General features: G+C 60.2%; 13 protein-coding genes. 11 read left to right on the forward strand and 2 right to left on the reverse strand.

The window, feature by feature from the left end:
* The first annotated feature begins 17 nt into the window (after positions 1-17).
* The 10 genes from DLM86_RS17345 (at position 18) to DLM86_RS17390 (ending at position 12,988) form a co-directional block, all read left to right on the forward strand.
* Complete coding sequence (locus DLM86_RS17345) at positions 18-2,450, forward strand: alpha-mannosidase (protein ID WP_211326549.1); 2,433 nt, start codon at positions 18-20, stop codon at positions 2,448-2,450.
* A gap of 19 nt (positions 2,451-2,469) precedes the next feature.
* Complete coding sequence (locus DLM86_RS17350) at positions 2,470-5,079, forward strand: glycoside hydrolase family 2 protein (RefSeq protein ID WP_110841300.1); 2,610 nt, start codon at positions 2,470-2,472, stop codon at positions 5,077-5,079.
* Positions 5,080-5,116: 37 nt separating this feature from the next.
* Positions 5,117-5,779, forward strand: a complete 663-nt coding sequence (locus DLM86_RS17355; RefSeq protein WP_110841301.1) for a class II aldolase/adducin family protein — start codon at positions 5,117-5,119, stop codon at positions 5,777-5,779.
* The gene (locus DLM86_RS17360) at positions 5,776-7,065 is read left to right on the forward strand and encodes a four-carbon acid sugar kinase family protein (protein WP_110841302.1); all 1,290 of its coding nucleotides are present in this window, start codon (positions 5,776-5,778) and stop codon (positions 7,063-7,065) included. Before DLM86_RS17355 ends, DLM86_RS17360 begins: the two co-directional genes overlap by 4 nt.
* Before the next feature lie 55 nt (positions 7,066-7,120).
* On the forward strand, positions 7,121-7,918 hold the full coding sequence (locus DLM86_RS17365; RefSeq protein ID WP_110841303.1) for a DeoR/GlpR family DNA-binding transcription regulator: 798 nt from the start codon (positions 7,121-7,123) through the stop codon (positions 7,916-7,918).
* A gap of 40 nt (positions 7,919-7,958) precedes the next feature.
* Entirely contained in the window at positions 7,959-8,594 is a 636-nt protein-coding gene (locus DLM86_RS17370) for a D-sedoheptulose-7-phosphate isomerase (RefSeq protein WP_110841304.1), read from the forward strand.
* 214 nt (positions 8,595-8,808) lie between these two features.
* Positions 8,809-9,849, forward strand: a complete 1,041-nt coding sequence (locus DLM86_RS17375) for a LacI family DNA-binding transcriptional regulator (RefSeq protein WP_110841305.1) — start codon at positions 8,809-8,811, stop codon at positions 9,847-9,849.
* A gap of 340 nt (positions 9,850-10,189) precedes the next feature.
* Positions 10,190-11,422, forward strand: a complete 1,233-nt coding sequence (locus tag DLM86_RS17380; RefSeq protein ID WP_110841306.1) for a Gfo/Idh/MocA family protein — start codon at positions 10,190-10,192, stop codon at positions 11,420-11,422.
* A gap of 43 nt (positions 11,423-11,465) precedes the next feature.
* On the forward strand, positions 11,466-12,221 hold the full coding sequence (locus DLM86_RS17385; protein WP_110841307.1) for a 6-phosphogluconolactonase: 756 nt from the start codon (positions 11,466-11,468) through the stop codon (positions 12,219-12,221).
* A 104-nt stretch (positions 12,222-12,325) separates the two neighbouring features.
* A complete protein-coding gene (locus tag DLM86_RS17390; protein ID WP_110841308.1) occupies positions 12,326-12,988 on the forward strand; it encodes an SGNH/GDSL hydrolase family protein in 663 nt (220 codons plus the stop codon).
* Positions 12,989-13,070: 82 nt separating this feature from the next.
* On the opposite strand, the gene DLM86_RS17395 is transcribed toward DLM86_RS17390, so the two are convergent.
* A complete protein-coding gene (locus DLM86_RS17395; RefSeq protein WP_245954687.1) occupies positions 13,071-13,856 on the reverse strand; it encodes a prohibitin family protein in 786 nt (261 codons plus the stop codon).
* 272 nt (positions 13,857-14,128) lie between these two features.
* On the opposite strand from DLM86_RS17395, the gene DLM86_RS33195 reads away from it, so the two are divergent.
* On the forward strand, positions 14,129-14,347 hold the full coding sequence (locus tag DLM86_RS33195) for an IS3 family transposase (protein ID WP_425453976.1): 219 nt from the start codon (positions 14,129-14,131) through the stop codon (positions 14,345-14,347).
* A 377-nt stretch (positions 14,348-14,724) separates the two neighbouring features.
* Here the strand turns inward: DLM86_RS33195 and DLM86_RS17405 are convergent, their stop codons facing one another.
* On the reverse strand, positions 14,725-16,965 hold the full coding sequence (locus DLM86_RS17405; protein ID WP_158289530.1) for a helix-turn-helix domain-containing protein: 2,241 nt from the start codon (positions 16,963-16,965) through the stop codon (positions 14,725-14,727).
* Between the last annotated feature and the right edge of the window lie 92 nt (positions 16,966-17,057).

Consider the following 17,057-nt stretch of genomic DNA (forward strand, 5'->3'; position numbering starts at 1 on the left):
ACGGAGGGAAACAGACGATGGCGATGAAGGACAAGAAGCTTCACCTGATCGGCAATGCGCATTTGGACCCGGTATGGCTGTGGCAGTGGCAGGAAGGCTTTCAGGAAATCAAGGCGACGTTCCGTTCGGCGCTCGACCGGATGAACGAGTACGACGACTTCATCTTCACGTCGAGCTCCGCCGCCACGTACGAATGGGTGGAGAACAACGATCCGAAGATGTTCGAGGAAATCCGCAGGCGCGTCGCCGAAGGCCGCTGGGTCATCGTCGGCGGCTGGTGGATTCAGCCGGACTGCAACATTCCGAGCGGCGAGTCGTTCGTCCGCCAAGGGCTGTACGGCCAGCGCTACTTCAAGGAGAAATTCGGCGTCACCGCCAAAGTCGGCTACAACGTCGACAGCTTCGGCCATTTCGGCATGATGCCGCAAATTCTCAAGAAAAGCGGCATGGACTACTACGTCATGATGCGGCCGATGCCGAACGAGAAAGGGCTGCCGGGACGGCTGTTCCACTGGGAATCCGACGACGGCTCGCGCGTCCTGACGTTCCGCATCCTGTTCGAATACTGCACGTGGCCGAAGGAGCTGGACAAGCACGTGCGCCGGTGCGCGACCGAGCTGAAGGAGCCGTTCGACGAGCTGATGTGCTTTTACGGCGTCGGCAACCACGGCGGCGGCCCGACGAAGGAAAACATCGAGAGCTTGAAGCGGATGGCGCAGGATCCCGAATTCCCGTCGATGACGTTCAGCTCGCCGAACCGATTTTTCGCCGAGATCGAGAAGCGGGGGCTGCCGATTCCGGTCGTCCACGACGATTTGCAGCATCATGCGAGCGGCTGCTACGCGGCGCATTCCGGCGTGAAGCATTGGAACCGCAAGGCGGAGAACATGATCGTCGCCGCGGAGAAATTTTCCGCCTTGGCCGAATGGGTGACGGGACAGCCGTACCCGAGAGCGGAATATACGCAGGCGTGGAAAAACATTTTGTTCAACCAGTTCCACGACATTCTCGCCGGCACGAGCATCGAGCCCGCTTACGAGGACGCGCGCAACCAATACGGCGAAGCGATGTCGATCGCGGACCGCAACATGAACTACGCGCTCCAATCGATCTCCTGGAGCATCAAGATCGACCAGGAGGACGGCATGAAGCCGATCGTCGTCTTCAACCCGCATTCGTGGAACGCGAAGGTGAACGTCGAGCTCGAATACGGCGGCCTGAAGGAAGCCGATCAGCTGGTCGACGAGGAGGGACGCACCGTCCCGTATCAGAAGGTGCAGTCGCTCGCGACCGCGGGCGGACGGCATCGCGTCAGCTTCGTCGCCGAGCTGCCGCCGATGGGCTACCGCACGTACCGGATGACGTCGAACCCGTCGGTGAAAAAATCGGACGCCCAGCCGATCAAGGCGAACGACTATTCGTTCGAAAACGACCGGTTCCGCGTCGAATTCGATCCGAAAACCGGGTTCGTCAAGTCGCTGTACGACAAGACGCATGCGACCGAGGTGTTCCGCAGCGACGCGGCGAAGCCGGTCGTCATCGAGGACAAGAGCGACACGTGGAGCCATAACGTGTTCCATTTCAACAACGTCGTCGGCACGTTCCAGGCGAGAAGCGTCAAGCTCGTCGAGCACGGTCCGGTGAAATCGGTCATCCGCGTCGTCAGCGAATACGGCAGCTCGAAGCTCGTCCAAGATTTCGCGATGTACCGCGAGCTCGATTACATCGACGTCAAGGTGACGGTCGACTGGCGCGAGCATTTCAAAATGCTGAAGCTCGTCTTCCCGGTCAACTTCGTCTTTACCCGCCAATCGTACGAAATTCCGTACGGCTACATCGAGCGGGAGCATAACGGCGAGGAGGAGCCGGGCTTGAAGTGGATCGATTACTCCGGCGTCACCCGCGAGGGCGGCTTCGTCTACGGGCTCAGCTTGGCGAACGACGCGAAATACAGCTACAGCATCCACAACAAGGAGATGGCGATCACCGTCGTCCGCAGCCCGATCTACGCGCACCACGATCCGCTCGTACCGGATCCGGACGGCCATTACTCGTTCATCGACCAAGGCATCCAGACGTTCCACTACCGGATGATTCCGCACCTCGGCAATTGGGAGCAGGGCGGCACGGTCCAACGGGCGGCCGAACTCAATACCCGTCCGGTAACGATTATCGAAACGTACCATGACGGTCCGCTGCCGCAAAAAGACTCGTTCCTGTCGGTCGACAAGGACAACGTCATCGTCAGCGCGGTGAAAAAGGCCGAGGACAACGACGACCTGATTCTCCGCGTGTACGAGACGACGAAGACGGCGACCGAAGCGACGATCGAGCTGCCGAAATGGAACCGGACGATCCGGGTGAAGTTCGGTCCGTGCGAAATCAAGACGTTCCGCGTGCCGAAGGACGCGAGCCTGCCGGTCGTCGAGAACAACATGCTCGAATGGTGATCGGAGGGCGAGCGGGCCGATGCGCATTTCGCTGAACGGCAGCGATTGGCTGTACAAAGACTTTTTGGGCGAGGACTGGGTATGGCGCCATGCCGAGAAGCCGGATACGCGCGACGTCCGCTGGTGGCGGACCGGCACCGTGCCGGGCAGCGTCCATCACGACCTGTGGGCGAACGGGGAACTTCCCGATCCGTATTTCGAGCGAAACAGCCTGCTAGCCGAATGGGTACCGGAGCGGACGTGGGTGTACAAGAAGACGTTCCGCGCCGACCTCGGCTGGAAAGGACGACGCGTCCGGCTTCGCTTCGAAGGGATCGACTACGAGGCGCGGCTGTTCCTGAACGGCGTCCCGATCGGCGCCCATCGGGGCATGTTTACGCCGGCCGTTTTCGAGGTGTCGGACGCCTTGCTGTACGGGGAAGACAACCTGCTCGCGGTCGTGCTGGAGCGGGCGCCCGACGCGCAGCCCCAAGTCGGCCGCACGTCGAAGGTGCGGACGCACAAAAGCCGGATGACGTATTGGTGGGACTTCTGCCCGCGGATGATCCATCTCGGCATTTGGGACGACGTCTGCCTCGAAGTGAGCGGACCGGTTACGGTCGAGGACGCGTTCGTCCGGCCGCAGCTGTCGGCGGATCGATCGGCCGCGGCCGTATCGGTCACGGCGAAGCTGGACTCGACCGTTCGGGCGGTTGTCGAAGCGGACGTGACGTTGACGCTGGGCGGGCGCGTCGTCGCGCGTTCGACGACGAAGCATGCGGTCGCGCCGGGCGAAACGCCGCTGAACGTCTGCCTGGACGTCGCGCAGCCGAGCTTATGGTGGCCGAACGGCTATGGCGCGCAGCCGCTGTACGAGGCCGAGGTAGCCGTCCGGATCTTGGAGCGGCGGAGCGGGACGGAGTCGCATCCGCATCCGGATGCGGAATCGTCGCCGCCCGTCTCCCACGCGAGGCGGACGACGTTCGGCATCCGGTCCGTCGAGCTCGTCCGCAACGAAACGCCGGACGAGACGGCGCTGCCGTATACGTTCGTCGTGAACGGACGGAAGCTCTATATCAAAGGCTGGAACTGGGTGCCGATCGACGTCATGTACGGCGTCGAGCGGCCGGCCAAGCTGGAGCGGCTGCTGACGCTGGCGAAGCGGGCGAACGTCAACATGCTGCGCGTCTGGGGCGGCGGGCTGATCGAGAAGGAGGCGTTCTACGAACTTTGCGACCGGATGGGCATTCTGGTCTGGCAGGAGTTCATCCAGTCGAGCTCCGGCATCGAGAACAAGCCGTCGGACGATCCCGCCTTCATCGCCATGATGGTAAGCGAAGCGGAGCGGATTATTCCGCGCAAGCGAAACCATCCGTCGCTCGCGCTCTGGTGCGGCGGCAACGAGCTGCAGACGCGGGACGGGAGGCCGCTCGACGATGCCGAGCCGGCGCTGGCCGCGCTGCGGGACGCGGTGCGGAGGCTCGACCCCGACCGCCACTGGCTCGCGACGTCTCCGACGGGGCGGCTGTTCAGCAACAGTTTGGCCCATATCGAGGCGGACCCGGACGGCCTTCACGACGTGCACGGACCCTGGGAGCACCAAGGGCTGACCTCGCAGTATACGCTGTACAACCAAGGAACGTCGCTCCTTCACAGCGAGTTCGGCGTCGAAGGGATGACGAACCGGAAGACGCTGGACGCGACGATATCGGCCGACAACCAATGGCCGGCGAGCAAAGACAATCCGGTCTATTTCCACCGCGGCTCGTGGTGGACGAACGAGCCCTACGTGCAAAGCGCGTTCGGCGGCGGCATCGGCGACGTCGGCACGCTCATCCGCGCCAGCCAGCTGCTGCAGGCGGAAGGACTGCGCTATGCGGTCGAATCGAACCGGCGGCGCAAATACCGGAACAGCGGATCGCTGCCGTGGCAGTTCAACGAGCCGTACCCGAACGGCTACTGCACGTCGGCGCTCGACTACTACGCGGTTCCGAAGCCGGTCTACTACGCGGTGGCGAAAGCGTATGCGCCCGTAGCGGTCACCGCTTCGTTCGCCGCGCAAGCCTGGGCGGAGCGCGACGTCTTCGAGGCGGAGCTGTGGGCGGCGCATTCCGGCGAGTGCGCGTTGGACGGCTGCGCGCTGCACGCCGCCGTCCGCGACGCCGCCGGCAAGCTCGTCCACGAGGCGCGCCACGCGTTCGCGCTCGCCGCGAACGCGCCGGAGCGGATCGGCGAATTCGGCTTCGCGCTAGACCGGATTGGGACGGACATCTTCTTCCTCGATTTGACGCTGACCGGTCCGGAGGGAGCCGTCCTCGCGGACAACCGTTACCTATTCAGCCGCACGGCCGACCTGGAGCCGATCTTGCAGCTGCCGGCCGGCGGCTTGACCGTCGCCGGGATCGCGCGGAACGGGGATCGGTGGAACGTGACGCTGCGCAACGACGGCGAAGCGGCCGCCGTCGGCGTCCGGCTGGACGATGCCCGGCGGCTCGGCGATTGCGGCTACGTCTATTTCGACGATAACCATTTCCATCTGCTGCCCGGCGAAAGCCGGACGATTGTGATCGATTGGGACGGCGTCGTTCCCGAGGAAGACCGGTCGATCGAGGCGAGCGGCTTCAACGCCGGGCCGCTGCGGCTGCCGTAGCGCCGCCCCATCCCATGCAGAAACGAGGCGAGAACCGATGCTGGAAGCAACCGAAGCCGCCCGCCGGCTGAGCGCCGCGGGTCGGTACATGATGGACCACGGGCTGGCGTGGGGCAACGCCGGCAACATCAGCGCCCGTACCGGCCCGGACCGGTACTTGGTTACGGCGAGCGGCACGTTTCTGGGCGAGCTGGCCGAGGACGACTTCGTCGAGTGCACGTTCGCCGGCGAAGCGCGGCATCCGGCGGGCCGCAAGCCGTCGAAGGAGCTGCCGATGCACCGCGCCGTCTACGAGGAGCGCCCCGAGGTGAACGCGGTGCTGCACGCGTCGCCGTTCTACAGCACGCTGATCGCCTGCTCCGACGTCGAGCTGCCGTCCGACCTGTTCGTCGAGACGATGTATTATTTGGAGCGCGTCGAACGGGTTCCTTATTTCCATCCCGGCTCCGAAGCGCTCGGCGAAGGGGTGCGGGCGCAAGTGCGGAAAGCGAACGTGCTGCTGCTCGACAATCACGGCGTGCTCGTGTACGACACGTCGATCCGGGAGGCGCGCATGTCGCTGCAGACGCTGGAGATGGCTTGCCGCATGGTCGTGACGTCGATGCAGTCGGGCGTCGCGCTGCGCAAGCTGACGCCGGACACGGTGAGCGATTTTTTGCACCGGGCCGGCTACAAGCCGAGAAGGGAGTGGCCGACATGATCGGAGTGGTGGCCGACGACATTACCGGAGCGAACGATATCGGCATCATGTTCGCGAAATCGAACTACGTCACCCACGTCTATCCGTTCGAGCCGGGAGCGGCGTTCCGCGCGCAGGGCGGACCGGACGTCGTCATCCTCGATACCGATTCGCGGTTCGATTCCGCGAAAACCGCCTACGACAAGGCGTACGCGGCCACCCGGCAGCTTGCGGACAGCGGCTGCACGTTTTTTTACAACAAAACGTGCTCCGTCTTCCGCGGCAACGTCGGCGCGGAGTTCGACGCGATGCTGGACGCGCTCGGCGAATCGTTCATGATCGTCGTGCTCGGCTTCCCGAAAAACGGACGGACGACGGTCGACGGCATCCATTACGTGCACGGACGCAAGCTCGAGGAGTCGGAGTTCCGACACGACCCGGTCCATCCGATGCGCCGCTCCGATCTGGTCGGCATCCTGCAAGCCCAGACGAGACGCAGCGTGGAGCGGATCGGCCGCGAGACGGTGGAGCGGGGGGCGGAGGCGCTCCGCGAGGCGATTGCGGCGCGGAAGGCGAACGGCCCCGGCGGCTATCTCCTCCTCGACGTGACCGACCAGGCGGCGCTCGCCGCGATCGCGGAGGCGGTGCGCGGAGAGCGGGTCGTCGGCGGCAGCTCGGCGCTCGCCGAGGAGCTGGCGCTCGCGTGGGGCGCGAAGCCGGCCGGCGAGGCGAGCCGGCTGCCCCTCGCGAAGCGGGACGGCGTCGGCATTCTGTGCGCGGCCGGCAGCCTTATGCCGCAGACGGCGGCCCAGATCGCCGAGCTGAAGCGAACGGGCGTCGCCGGCTTCGAGCTCGATACGATGCGGCTGTTGGACGAGGCGTCCCGCGAGGCGGAGATCGGCCGGCTGACCGCCGAGCTGTCCGCCGTGCTGGAGCAGGGCCGGAACGCTTTGTACCATTCGTCCAACGAAGCGGAGCGGGTCGCCCGGACGAAGGAAGCCGGCGCCCGCGCCGGACTGACGAACACCGACGTCTCCCGGCTCGTCTCGGGGGCGATCGCCGAAATCGCCGCGCGGGTGCTGGAGCGCACCGGAGAAAACCGTCTGCTCGTCGCCGGCGGGGACACGTCGGCCGCCGTTTGCGCCCGCCTCGGGGTGAAGGGAATGCGCGTCTGGAAGGAGATCGAATCCGGCCTTCCGTCCTGCGTGTCGCTGTCCGACCGTCCGGTGCTGCTCGTCCTGAAATCGGGGAGCTTCGGCAAGCCCGACTTTTTTGTCCGCGCGCTGGAGCATTTAAAGACACAATAAGGCCGATGCGTTATAATGGTACAGTTGGATTGTCCATCTGGAGGGGATTTTTACGATGATCGTCGTGCAACGGCGTAACAAAATCAAAGAAATATTGCTGCAGGAACGCAGCGTCAAAGTGGCCGATCTCGTTCGGGAATTCAACGTTTCGGAAGAAACGATACGCCGCGATCTGAACCAGCTGGAGCGGGAAGGCCTCATCCAAAAAAATTACGGCGGAGCGATTTTGGTCGAAGAGCTCCAAAACGCGGCGACGTCCGTCCCTCCGATCCAGCAGCGCAAATTTCAGCATTTCGAAGAAAAGGACGCGATCGGCCGGAAGGCGGCGGAGCTCGTCCAGGACGAGCAAATTCTCATTCTCGACTCCGGCTCGACGACGTGGTGCATCGCCCGGCATTTGCGGAACGTCCACAATTTGATGATCGTTACGAACGGCGTGAACGTCGCCGACGAATGCAGCTATATCGAGGATTCGTCCGTTTTTTTGATCGGCGGCAAGCTGATCAAGAAATCGATGAGCCTCGTCGGACCGCAGGCGGAAATCGAGCTGCAAAAATATAACGCGCATTACGTCTTCCTCGGCACGTCCGGCATTTCGCTGCGCAAAGGCTTCACCAGCTCCGACATTTACGAGGCGGAAGTGAAGCGGGCGATGATTACCGCCGGGCAAAAGGTCGTCATCGTCGCCGACCATTCGAAGTTCCAGAAGCAGGCGCTCATTTCGTTCAGCAATTTTCAGGACGTCGACATTCTCATTACGAGCGATTTGGCGGACGAAACGGTGTTGGAGGAAATCGAGAAGCAGGGCGTCCAGCTGATCGTATGCCCGGTCAAAGGCCGGCCGGAGGCGTGAAGCCGCCCCGCTATTACCCGACATAAAGGAGTCAGCGAACATGCATCCCGTGCTGCAACAACTTGTGACCAAATATCCCGACCTGCAAGGCTGCGCCGATGCGATCGCGCGGGCGTTCGAGACGATCCGCACGAGCTACCGGCAGGGCGGCAAGCTGCTCGTCTGCGGCAACGGCGGCAGCGCCGCGGACAGCGAGCATATCGTCGGCGAGCTGATGAAGGGCTTCATGTACCGGCGCCCGGTGCCCGACGCCAAACGGCAAAAGCTGCGCGAGCTGTTCCCGGACAACGGCGACGATTTGGCCGACCGTCTGCAGGGCGCGCTGCCGGCCATCTCGCTCGTCAGCCATTCGGCGCTGTCCACCGCCTTCATCAACGATGTGGACGCCGACATGGTGTTCGCGCAGCAGGTGTACGGCTACGGCAAGCCGGGAGACGCGATCGTCGGCTTGAGCACGTCCGGCAATTCGAAAAACGTCGTCCACGCCTTGCAGGTGGCGCGCGCGCTCGGCATGTGGACCATCGGCTTCACCGGCCGGGGAGGCGGCAAGATGAACGAGCTGTGCGACGTCATGATCCGCGTACCGTACGACAGCACGCCGGATATTCAGGAACGGCATTTGCCGATTTACCATGCGCTGTGCATCATGCTCGAGCAGGAGTTTTTCGAATCGTGAGCGCGAACCGCAGACAGACAAGGCTAACCGGTGCCGCCGTATGCGGCGGTTGCGGTTAGCCTTGTCGCGTTTTCGGCGTGTTTCCTCGTAACGGCTCGCCTTCGCTACGGCCCCGAAGGGTGGCGATGTTCCGCGGCGAGGACGCAACCGGCGGGACATGGTATAATCGAATTGCTACAGCAACCGATTACTATACGAAACCGAGGCGAATCCGATGAAGAAGTCGCTTACGATACACGATATCGCGAAAATGGCCGAAGTGTCTTCGGCGACCGTCTCCCGCGTCCTCAGCAACAGCAGCTATCCGGTCAGCCCGGAGCTGCGCGCGAAAATATTGCGCATCGCCAAGGAAGCGAACTACGTGCCGAACATGCTGGGCAAGCAGCTGAAGACGAGAACGAGCATGACGATCGGGGTCGTCATCCCGTCCATCACGAACTTGTTTTACTCGTCCATCATTCTGGGCGTCGAGGAAATCGCCCGCAAAAGCAATTACCAGGTGCTCCTCTGCAACTCGTTCCAGGATCCGGAGCTCGAGGACAAAGCCATTCATGCGATGTTCGAGAAGCAGGTGCGCGGACTCGTCATCTCCTCCATTTCGAGCGACAAAAAGCAGCTGAAGCATTTTATCGACATGGGGCTCAACGTCGTGGCGCTCGACCAGAAGGTGGAGATGGAGGACGTCACGCAGGTCGATTTCGATTACCGGAAAGGCGGTTATATCGCCGCCCGCCACTTGATCGGCAAAGGGCACCGGAATATCGCCTACGTCACCGCCCCGCTCGATCGGCCGAGCCGCAAAAGCATATGCGAAGGATATGCGGCGGCGATGGACGAGGCAGGGCTGCAGCCTTCCGTCGTCGAGGCCGGAAGCGAGACGACGTACAGCGGCGCGTACGAGTTCGAGAACGGCAAGGCGCTGACGCGCAAGCTGCTGGCGGAAGGCGGCGACCGGCCGACCGCCGTGTTCGCCTGCAACGACATGACCGCCTTCGGCGTCGTCAACGAGCTGGCGGCGCAAGGCTTGAAAGTGCCGGACGACGTATCCGTCATCGGCTTCGACGGCCTCGATATCGGGCAGATGATTACGCCGCCGCTGACGTCGGTGCTCCAGCCGACGTACGAGATGGGGCGGCTCGCCTGCACCATGCTGCTGGACATGCTGACCGGAGGCAAGAAGCCGGACGTCGGCATCGTCCTGCAGCCGAGGCTGCTCGAGCGCGAGTCGGTCGCAGACTTGCTCGTTGGCGGTTAAGCCCGCTGCGGCACTCTCTCCGCCTCTTATTCCGTTCGCCGCACACTCTCTCTATTCGCGCGATTCTCGGCACGGTCCGAGCGTGCCCCACGGAAACCGAAAAAGGTTCGGCGGAGACCGGGCCTTTTCGGATTGGCGGATACGCGTTTTTTTCGTTGGCAAATCGGATACGCTGTGCTAAACTGATTTATAGAAATCGATTACTATAATTCGCTTATTTCTCGAACCGCATTGATCCTATATTTCCTAGACGGAGCGGGTCATGTTCCTGTTAATCGATTACTGCGAATCGCGGGGCGGAAAGCACACATGCGTAATTTTGGGTGCAGGGGGATGCGACATGAAGAAATATGCCATCGTAGGCGCCGGAGGCAGGGCGTACGGGATGTTCGCCAAGCCGTTTTCGACCGAGCTGAAAGGGGTGGCGGAGCTGGTCGGCGTGTACGACGTCAACCCGGTGCGGGCGGAGATGCTCGGCCGCCAGGCGGGAGGCGCACCCGTTTTCGGCGACTTCGACGCGATGCTTCGCGAGACGAAGCCGGACGCGGTCATCGTGACGACGCCGGACAGCCTGCACGACCATTACATCATCCGCGCGCTCGAAGCCGGCTGCGACGCCGTCTCCGAGAAGCCGATGACGACGAGCGCCGAGAAGACGCGGGCGATCATCGAGGCGGAGCGGCGGACGGGGAAGCGGGTCGTCGTCACGTTCAACTGCCGGTTCATGCCGTACGTCGTCCGGATCAAGGAGCTGATCCGGGAAGGGGCGATCGGCGACATTCTTCACGTCGCCATGGAATGGTCGCTCGACACGAGCCACGGCGCCGACTATTTCCGCCGCTGGCACCGGCAGATGAAGAACAGCGGCGGCTTGCTCGTCCACAAGTCGACGCACCATTTCGATATGGTGAACTGGTGGCTTGACGACGAGCCGGAATCCGTCTTCGCCCGCGGCGCCCGGCTGTTTTACGGACCGACCCGCGACAACCGCGGCGAACGATGCCTCACGTGCGAGCATCGGCAATCGTGCGAATTTTACTTCGATATAACGGCAAGCGAGTTCACCCGGTCGTTCTACCGCGACGCGGAAGCGCACGACGGCTACGTACGGGACCGGTGCGTGTTCGGCGACGACATCGACATTTACGACACGATGTCGTTGAACGTCCGGTATGCGAAAGGAACGCTTTTCACCTACTCGCTGAATGCGTACAGCCCGTACGAGGGGTGGAAGGCGACGTTCGTCGGCACGAAGGGTCGGATCGAGGCGGAAGAACGCCACAGCGGCCCCGATCACGACGCCGGGCACGACATCATTCGTCTGTACAACCGCCGCAACGAGCTCGTCACGATGCGCAGCCGCAAGGCGTCGGGCGATCACGGCGGCGGCGACCAGCGGCTGCGCAGGATGATATTCGCCGGCGACGTCCCCGACCCGCTCGGCCAGATGGCCGGCTCGCGGGCCGGCGCGATGTCGCTGCTGATCGGCGCCGCCGCCAACGAATCGATCGAGAGCGGGAGGCCGGTCGCCATATCCGACCTTCTGCAATCGCCCGAGCCCGTCAGTCACTGAACGTAACGGGTACAGACTCCGACAGAAAAGGGAGGAAATCCGAATGACCATCAACCTGATCGTCTCCGATACGCCGGAGCAGCTGGGGGCGGCCGCGGCCAAGCAGGCGGCGGACGTCGTCCGGGCGGCCGTCGCCGCGAACGGAAGGGCGCGCATCGTGCTCTCGACCGGGGCGTCGCAATTCGAGTTCATCCGCTCGTTCGTGCGGGAACCGATCGATTGGAGCAAAGTCGACATGTTCCATCTGGACGAATACGTCGGCTTGCCGGAAAGCCATGTCGCCAGCTTCCGCCGTTATTTGAAGGAGCGGTTCGTCGCTCACGTCCCGCAGGTTCGGGCTTTCTTCGTAGACGGAGAAGGGGACGTCGGAGCGAACATCCGCGAGCTGAGCGGAGAACTGCGCCGGGCGCCGATCGATGTGGCGCTGATCGGCATCGGCGAGAACTGCCATATCGCCTTCAACGATCCGCCGGCCGATTTCGACGCGCGGGAGGCATACATCGTCGTCGACCTCGACGAAGCGTGCAAAAAGCAGCAAGTAAGGGAAGGGTGGTTCGCCTCCGTCGACGACGTGCCGAAGCGGGCGATCACGATGACCGTCCATCAGATCATGCAGGCGACCTCGATCATCTCGTGCGTGCCTCACCAAGTGAAAGCGGTCGCGGTCAAGCGGACGATCGAGAACGAGGTGACACCGGATGTGCCGTCGACGATGCTGAAGACGCATAAGGACTGGACGCTGTATGTCGACCGCGAATCGGCTTCGCTGCTCGACGCCGCCGCCGCCCGGGAAGGGTAACCCGGCCTCGACGCCGCCAATCGGCTATTGACGGAGCCCGTCCGAGCGCTTATGATGCCTTTGTCAGGGAGACGCATTATCGGACAAAGGAAGGAAACGCGATCATGAAACTTGCCGCATTCGGAGACAGCATAACGGCGGGCCAATATTTGGAGGAGACGGATACGTACCTGCATATGCTGGCGGTCCGCTTCGGGCTCGACGCCGTCAACGCCGGCGTACCCGGCAATACGACCGGTCAAGGACTGGAGCGGTTCGAGCGCGACGTCATCGCGCACCGGCCGGACGCGTGCATCGTCGCCTTCGGCATGAACGACCACGTCCTTACGGCGCCGGGGATCGCGAAAACGCCGCTCGCCGATTTCCGTCGCAACGTGGAACGGATCGTCGGGCGGCTGCGCGAGGAAGGGATCGCCCCGCTGCTCGCCACGGTCAACCCGATCATCGAGGGCGACGCCGAGCGATACTATTACAACCGCCATCCGCGCGAATGGTACCGCGATCCGGACGGGGCGCAGGCGCGGATCGATCTGTACAACGAGGCGATACGCGGCGTCGCCGCCGCGCTCGACGTGCCTCTGGCCGACGTCGCGCTTTATTGGAGCCGCTTCGTCGAGGAGGGCGGCCGACTGCGCGATCTGCTGCGGACGGTCGAGAACAGCGGGGATGACGATGGCGTCCATCCGACGGCCGCCGGTCAGCGGCTCATCGCCGAATGCATCGGCGACGTGCTGGCGCGGCATTTCCCGGTCGCGGACGCCGGCTGACGGCGGCGAACGAAGATAACGAAAAAAGAGAGGACATCGGCCGCTTGTTGAAGCCGATGTCCTCTTCGATTCCGGCTGCCGATTAAGGCTGCACGTTGATGAACGGCGTGGCGCCGCCCGTCACGTTCGGCAGCTTGCCGTCCCATTTCTCGATCGCTTTCAGCTGGGCTTCGATTTCACGCAGCTCGATCAGCTCCGGCGTCACTTCCTGCTTCTGCAGACGGAGCGCCTCGGCTTGCGCTTGCGCCCGCGTAATTTCCTGCTCCTTCTCGATCTTGATCCGCTCCAGGTCGAGCTTCGACTTCAGCGCCTGCTGCTCGGCGATCTGCTTCTGCTCGATGGCGCGGTCGAATTCCTCGGAGAACTTGAACTCCGTAATGTTGATGTCGTCCAGAATCATGTTGTACAGGCTCAATTTGGCGGCGAGCACCTCTTTCACTTTGGCGCTTACTTCCGACCGCTTGGAGATCAGATCCTCCGCCGTATATTGCGCCGTAACCGCCTTGAGCGATTCGCCGATTGCCGGATCGACGATGCGCCCGCGATATTCGAGACCGACGTTCTGATACAGGTTGTTGATCGTCGCGCCGTCCAGATGGTAGTTGACGGCGAGCGTCGTACTGACGGTTTGCAAGTCGCGGCTGGCCGACACTTGGTTCGATTCGGCTTTCTGCACGCGTACCTCGATCGGGATGACCGTCTGGATGAACGGTATTTTGAAATGAAGTCCTTCCTCCATCACTTTCGGCTGGACGGCGCCGAGCTGGAGGACGACGCCGCGATGGCCGGCTTCGACGATCGTGAACGATTGAAATGCGAGCAGCGCGATGACGATGACGACGACGAGACCCGTTATTCCTTTGGATATGAGCTTCGGATTGGGCGATGAAACGGTTTTCGGTTCGGACACGGTATGTTGGCTCCTTTCGATTGTGCGGTATGCCACGTTATTCAATACGGTCGAATGTGCGTTTGGTTTCGGGCTTGACGATCGCTCTGTCGGCTCCATGTGGTGAAGCTCAAACGGGAGAATGATGTTCTAAAAAAGGGTTTGCAAATCTGGAAACGGGGGGGGTGAACGGAAAGTACGGAATCATTGAAGCTGCGGCTGGGCACTATCCGGTCGTAGCGTTGTGCAGCATGCTTCAAGTCTCCAGGAGCAGCTGCTACGCTTATTTGAAGCGGAAAGACGCAGATCCTGACGCTGATCTCAAGGAGAAGATTCTAGACATTTATCATCAGCGCAAGAAGACGTTTGGATATCGGCGGATGCAGGATGAGTTGTACCGTCAGGAACGCCGGCGTGTAAACCATAAGAAGGTTCTGCGGCTTATGCAAGAGTCGGGGATTAGGCGATAATCCGTCGTAAATAGGTTCATCGTACGACGCGTGAAGCAGCAAAATCTGATGGAAGAATCGCGGAGAATTTGCTGCAACGGGATTTTAAAGCCACTAAACCGAATCAAAAATTTTAAAAGGCTTTTGAAACGCATAAAGACGTGACTGGCCCGATCGTTCACAGCGATCAGGGGAGCCGGTACACGTCCCATGCCTGTCACGACTTGCCGCCAAAGGTTGGCGCCCAAATCATATCCGAAGCATTGCGGAAGCACAAAGGCGAGCGCAGAGAAAGCTAAACAAGCTGACGCCGATTGAGTACCGACGCCAGCTTGTTGCCTAGGGCTTTTTTCCAATGTCCGCTATTTGGGGGCTTGACCAGCCGTGTCGCGGTCTTTTTACTTCTTCCCCCCGCCCGTCATGCTCTTGAACTCTCCTGGATTGATTCCCTCGTATTTTTTGAACAAACGCCGGAAGGTAAGATCGTTATCGAAGCCTACTTGCTGCGATACTTCGCGAATCGTTATATCCCGGACTAACAGCGTCTTCGACAGTTCAATCCTGCGTTTATTCAAATAGTCCACAAAATTGGTACCGGTCTGATTCTTGATGAACCTGCTTAAGTAGGAGAGGGAGCTGCCGAATTGATCGGAAAGACTTGTCAGCGTCAAATTGCGGTCGGTTAAATGTTCGTGAATATAGTTCAGAAGCTCATCTCTCAGAACCGTGTTCTTGCTTTCTTTCTTCCGTACGATGATTTCGCATACATGACGGAACAGTTCCTCAATATAGTTCGACATCTCGTTATACGTTTCCAGATGAAGAAATTCGTCCATGTGAAACGCTTGATGAATATCGATATTCAAGTCCTCCAACGCTTTAAGCGCGCAAGCCGCCATGTTATAGAACAAATTTCGCGCCACCGCGGGAGGAAGCGCGGCGTTCGCGATATGGTTGTCCACGATTTCGCGGAACAGCTTGACCGCCTCTTCGTCATTGCCGAACCGAATAAAGTTGACCAGGTGGTCTTCCTTCTCCGTCCGGTAATAATAAGCCGGCAGCGTAAAGGCGTCCTCTATATGCTCATAGAATATAACGGAGCTATGCCCTCTTATAAACCGGTAATCCAGCGCGGCGTTGGCTTCGCGATACGAGCTGCACAGCTCGTCCAATCCTTTGCAGGCCTTGCCGACTCCTATCGCCTTGCAGGAAAGGCCGGCATCTTTGAAGGCGCATACAATTTCTTCGATGCTCGGTTCGATTTGCTCCTTGTATGCGGAGTTGAACACGATGACTTTATGTTTAGCCCCGATATCGACAAAAAAGACGGCGGTTTTCCGCTTGGACAAACGAAGGATGAGGTCGTTCTGCACATCGTTGGGTATCGCATGGTCCGAGTCAAGGATGACGGAGGCGCATGTAAAAAAGCTGTTATTGAATGTAATCTCCATCATCTCAAGCAGCTTGGAGCTGGAAGGGGCCGGCTTCCCCTCCAACAGCTGAATAAATAGCGAATTTCGCACAAGAGGCTTATAGATTTCGATCTCTTCTTTGGTCTTGTTTTCATAATCCAGCATGGAGTGTAGCGCCTTTTGCAAAAAATTGAATTCATTCGGCCGTTTGCTTGCGCCGGGCAGGTTCAACAGCCTCGGACTTAAATCTTTCACGATATTGGCAAGAGGCGTATAGTTCCTGAGCGCCAAAATATAGGAAACCATAAGCCCGGCAAGCACAGACAGCGCCGTTATCCATAGGGTAAGCGTTTTGATGCGATTCACCTTTGCCATTGCGGTGCTTAGCGGGATCGTAGCGATATAGGACCAGTCGTTAACCGTCGAATTCGATCGGATGGCAATATGATCGTCCCCGTTCGGCGACTTCAGATTCGCGATGCGCCCTTCGAGGGGAGAGTTTTGCTTCGCCATTTGCACGGTCAAAATGGTTTTCATCTCTTCGTCCGGGTTGATTCCCGTGACGAAGCGGCCGTTGCGGTCTATGATGTACAAACTGCCGCTGTTCGAGATCGTGCTTATATTCAAGCTGTCCTTCAGCGTATTTTCATCGATAAAAGCGAGGAACGCAGCCTTGAAATCTTTAGCTACCATGGGAAGGGATTGCATGTACGCGAGCAGTCTCCTCGGCTGTTTGTACGTAAGAACGTCTTCCGGATATTTCATGGCGGCGAAGCTTCGTTCGGCAAGAAGGCCGTTCCAATAGTCTGTCGTTAATCCGTCATAATAGAAAGCGTCTTCAAAGAACGACGATAAAGTATGTTTTCCTTGACTGGAGAGGACCAAATCCTTCTCGCGGAAATAGATCGCGATATCGCTTACGAATCCGTTAATGCCCTTGAACATGGTTAAATCGTTCATATAGTAATTGAAGGAGAAAGGGTTGACTGCATGATAATCAACCGTGCTTCCACGCATATACATCAATTTTTGCACCCACTGCAATTCGGCAATGTGCGCGGACAGGACATGCAGGGCTTCCATTTTGGCGTCGACATTTTTGGCAGCGTCTTGTACGGCGTTTAAATAGGTTTTCTCCGTCTGCGTCTTGACGATATCGAATGTCAGAGAGTAAATGACGACGCCCAGAATCATGAAAGGAACCGTAAACACGATGATGTACGACATTAGAAATTTCGTAAAGACGGAGCTTCTGCTTCCGGGAAGCGAGGGCAGCTTTAGCAATAAGATCTCTCCTTTCGTCGGAAGGCAGCCTGGTC

It is taken from the genome of Paenibacillus flagellatus, from assembly GCF_003217775.1.
Lineage (GTDB): Bacteria > Bacillota > Bacilli > Paenibacillales > NBRC-103111 > Paenibacillus_AB > Paenibacillus_AB flagellatus.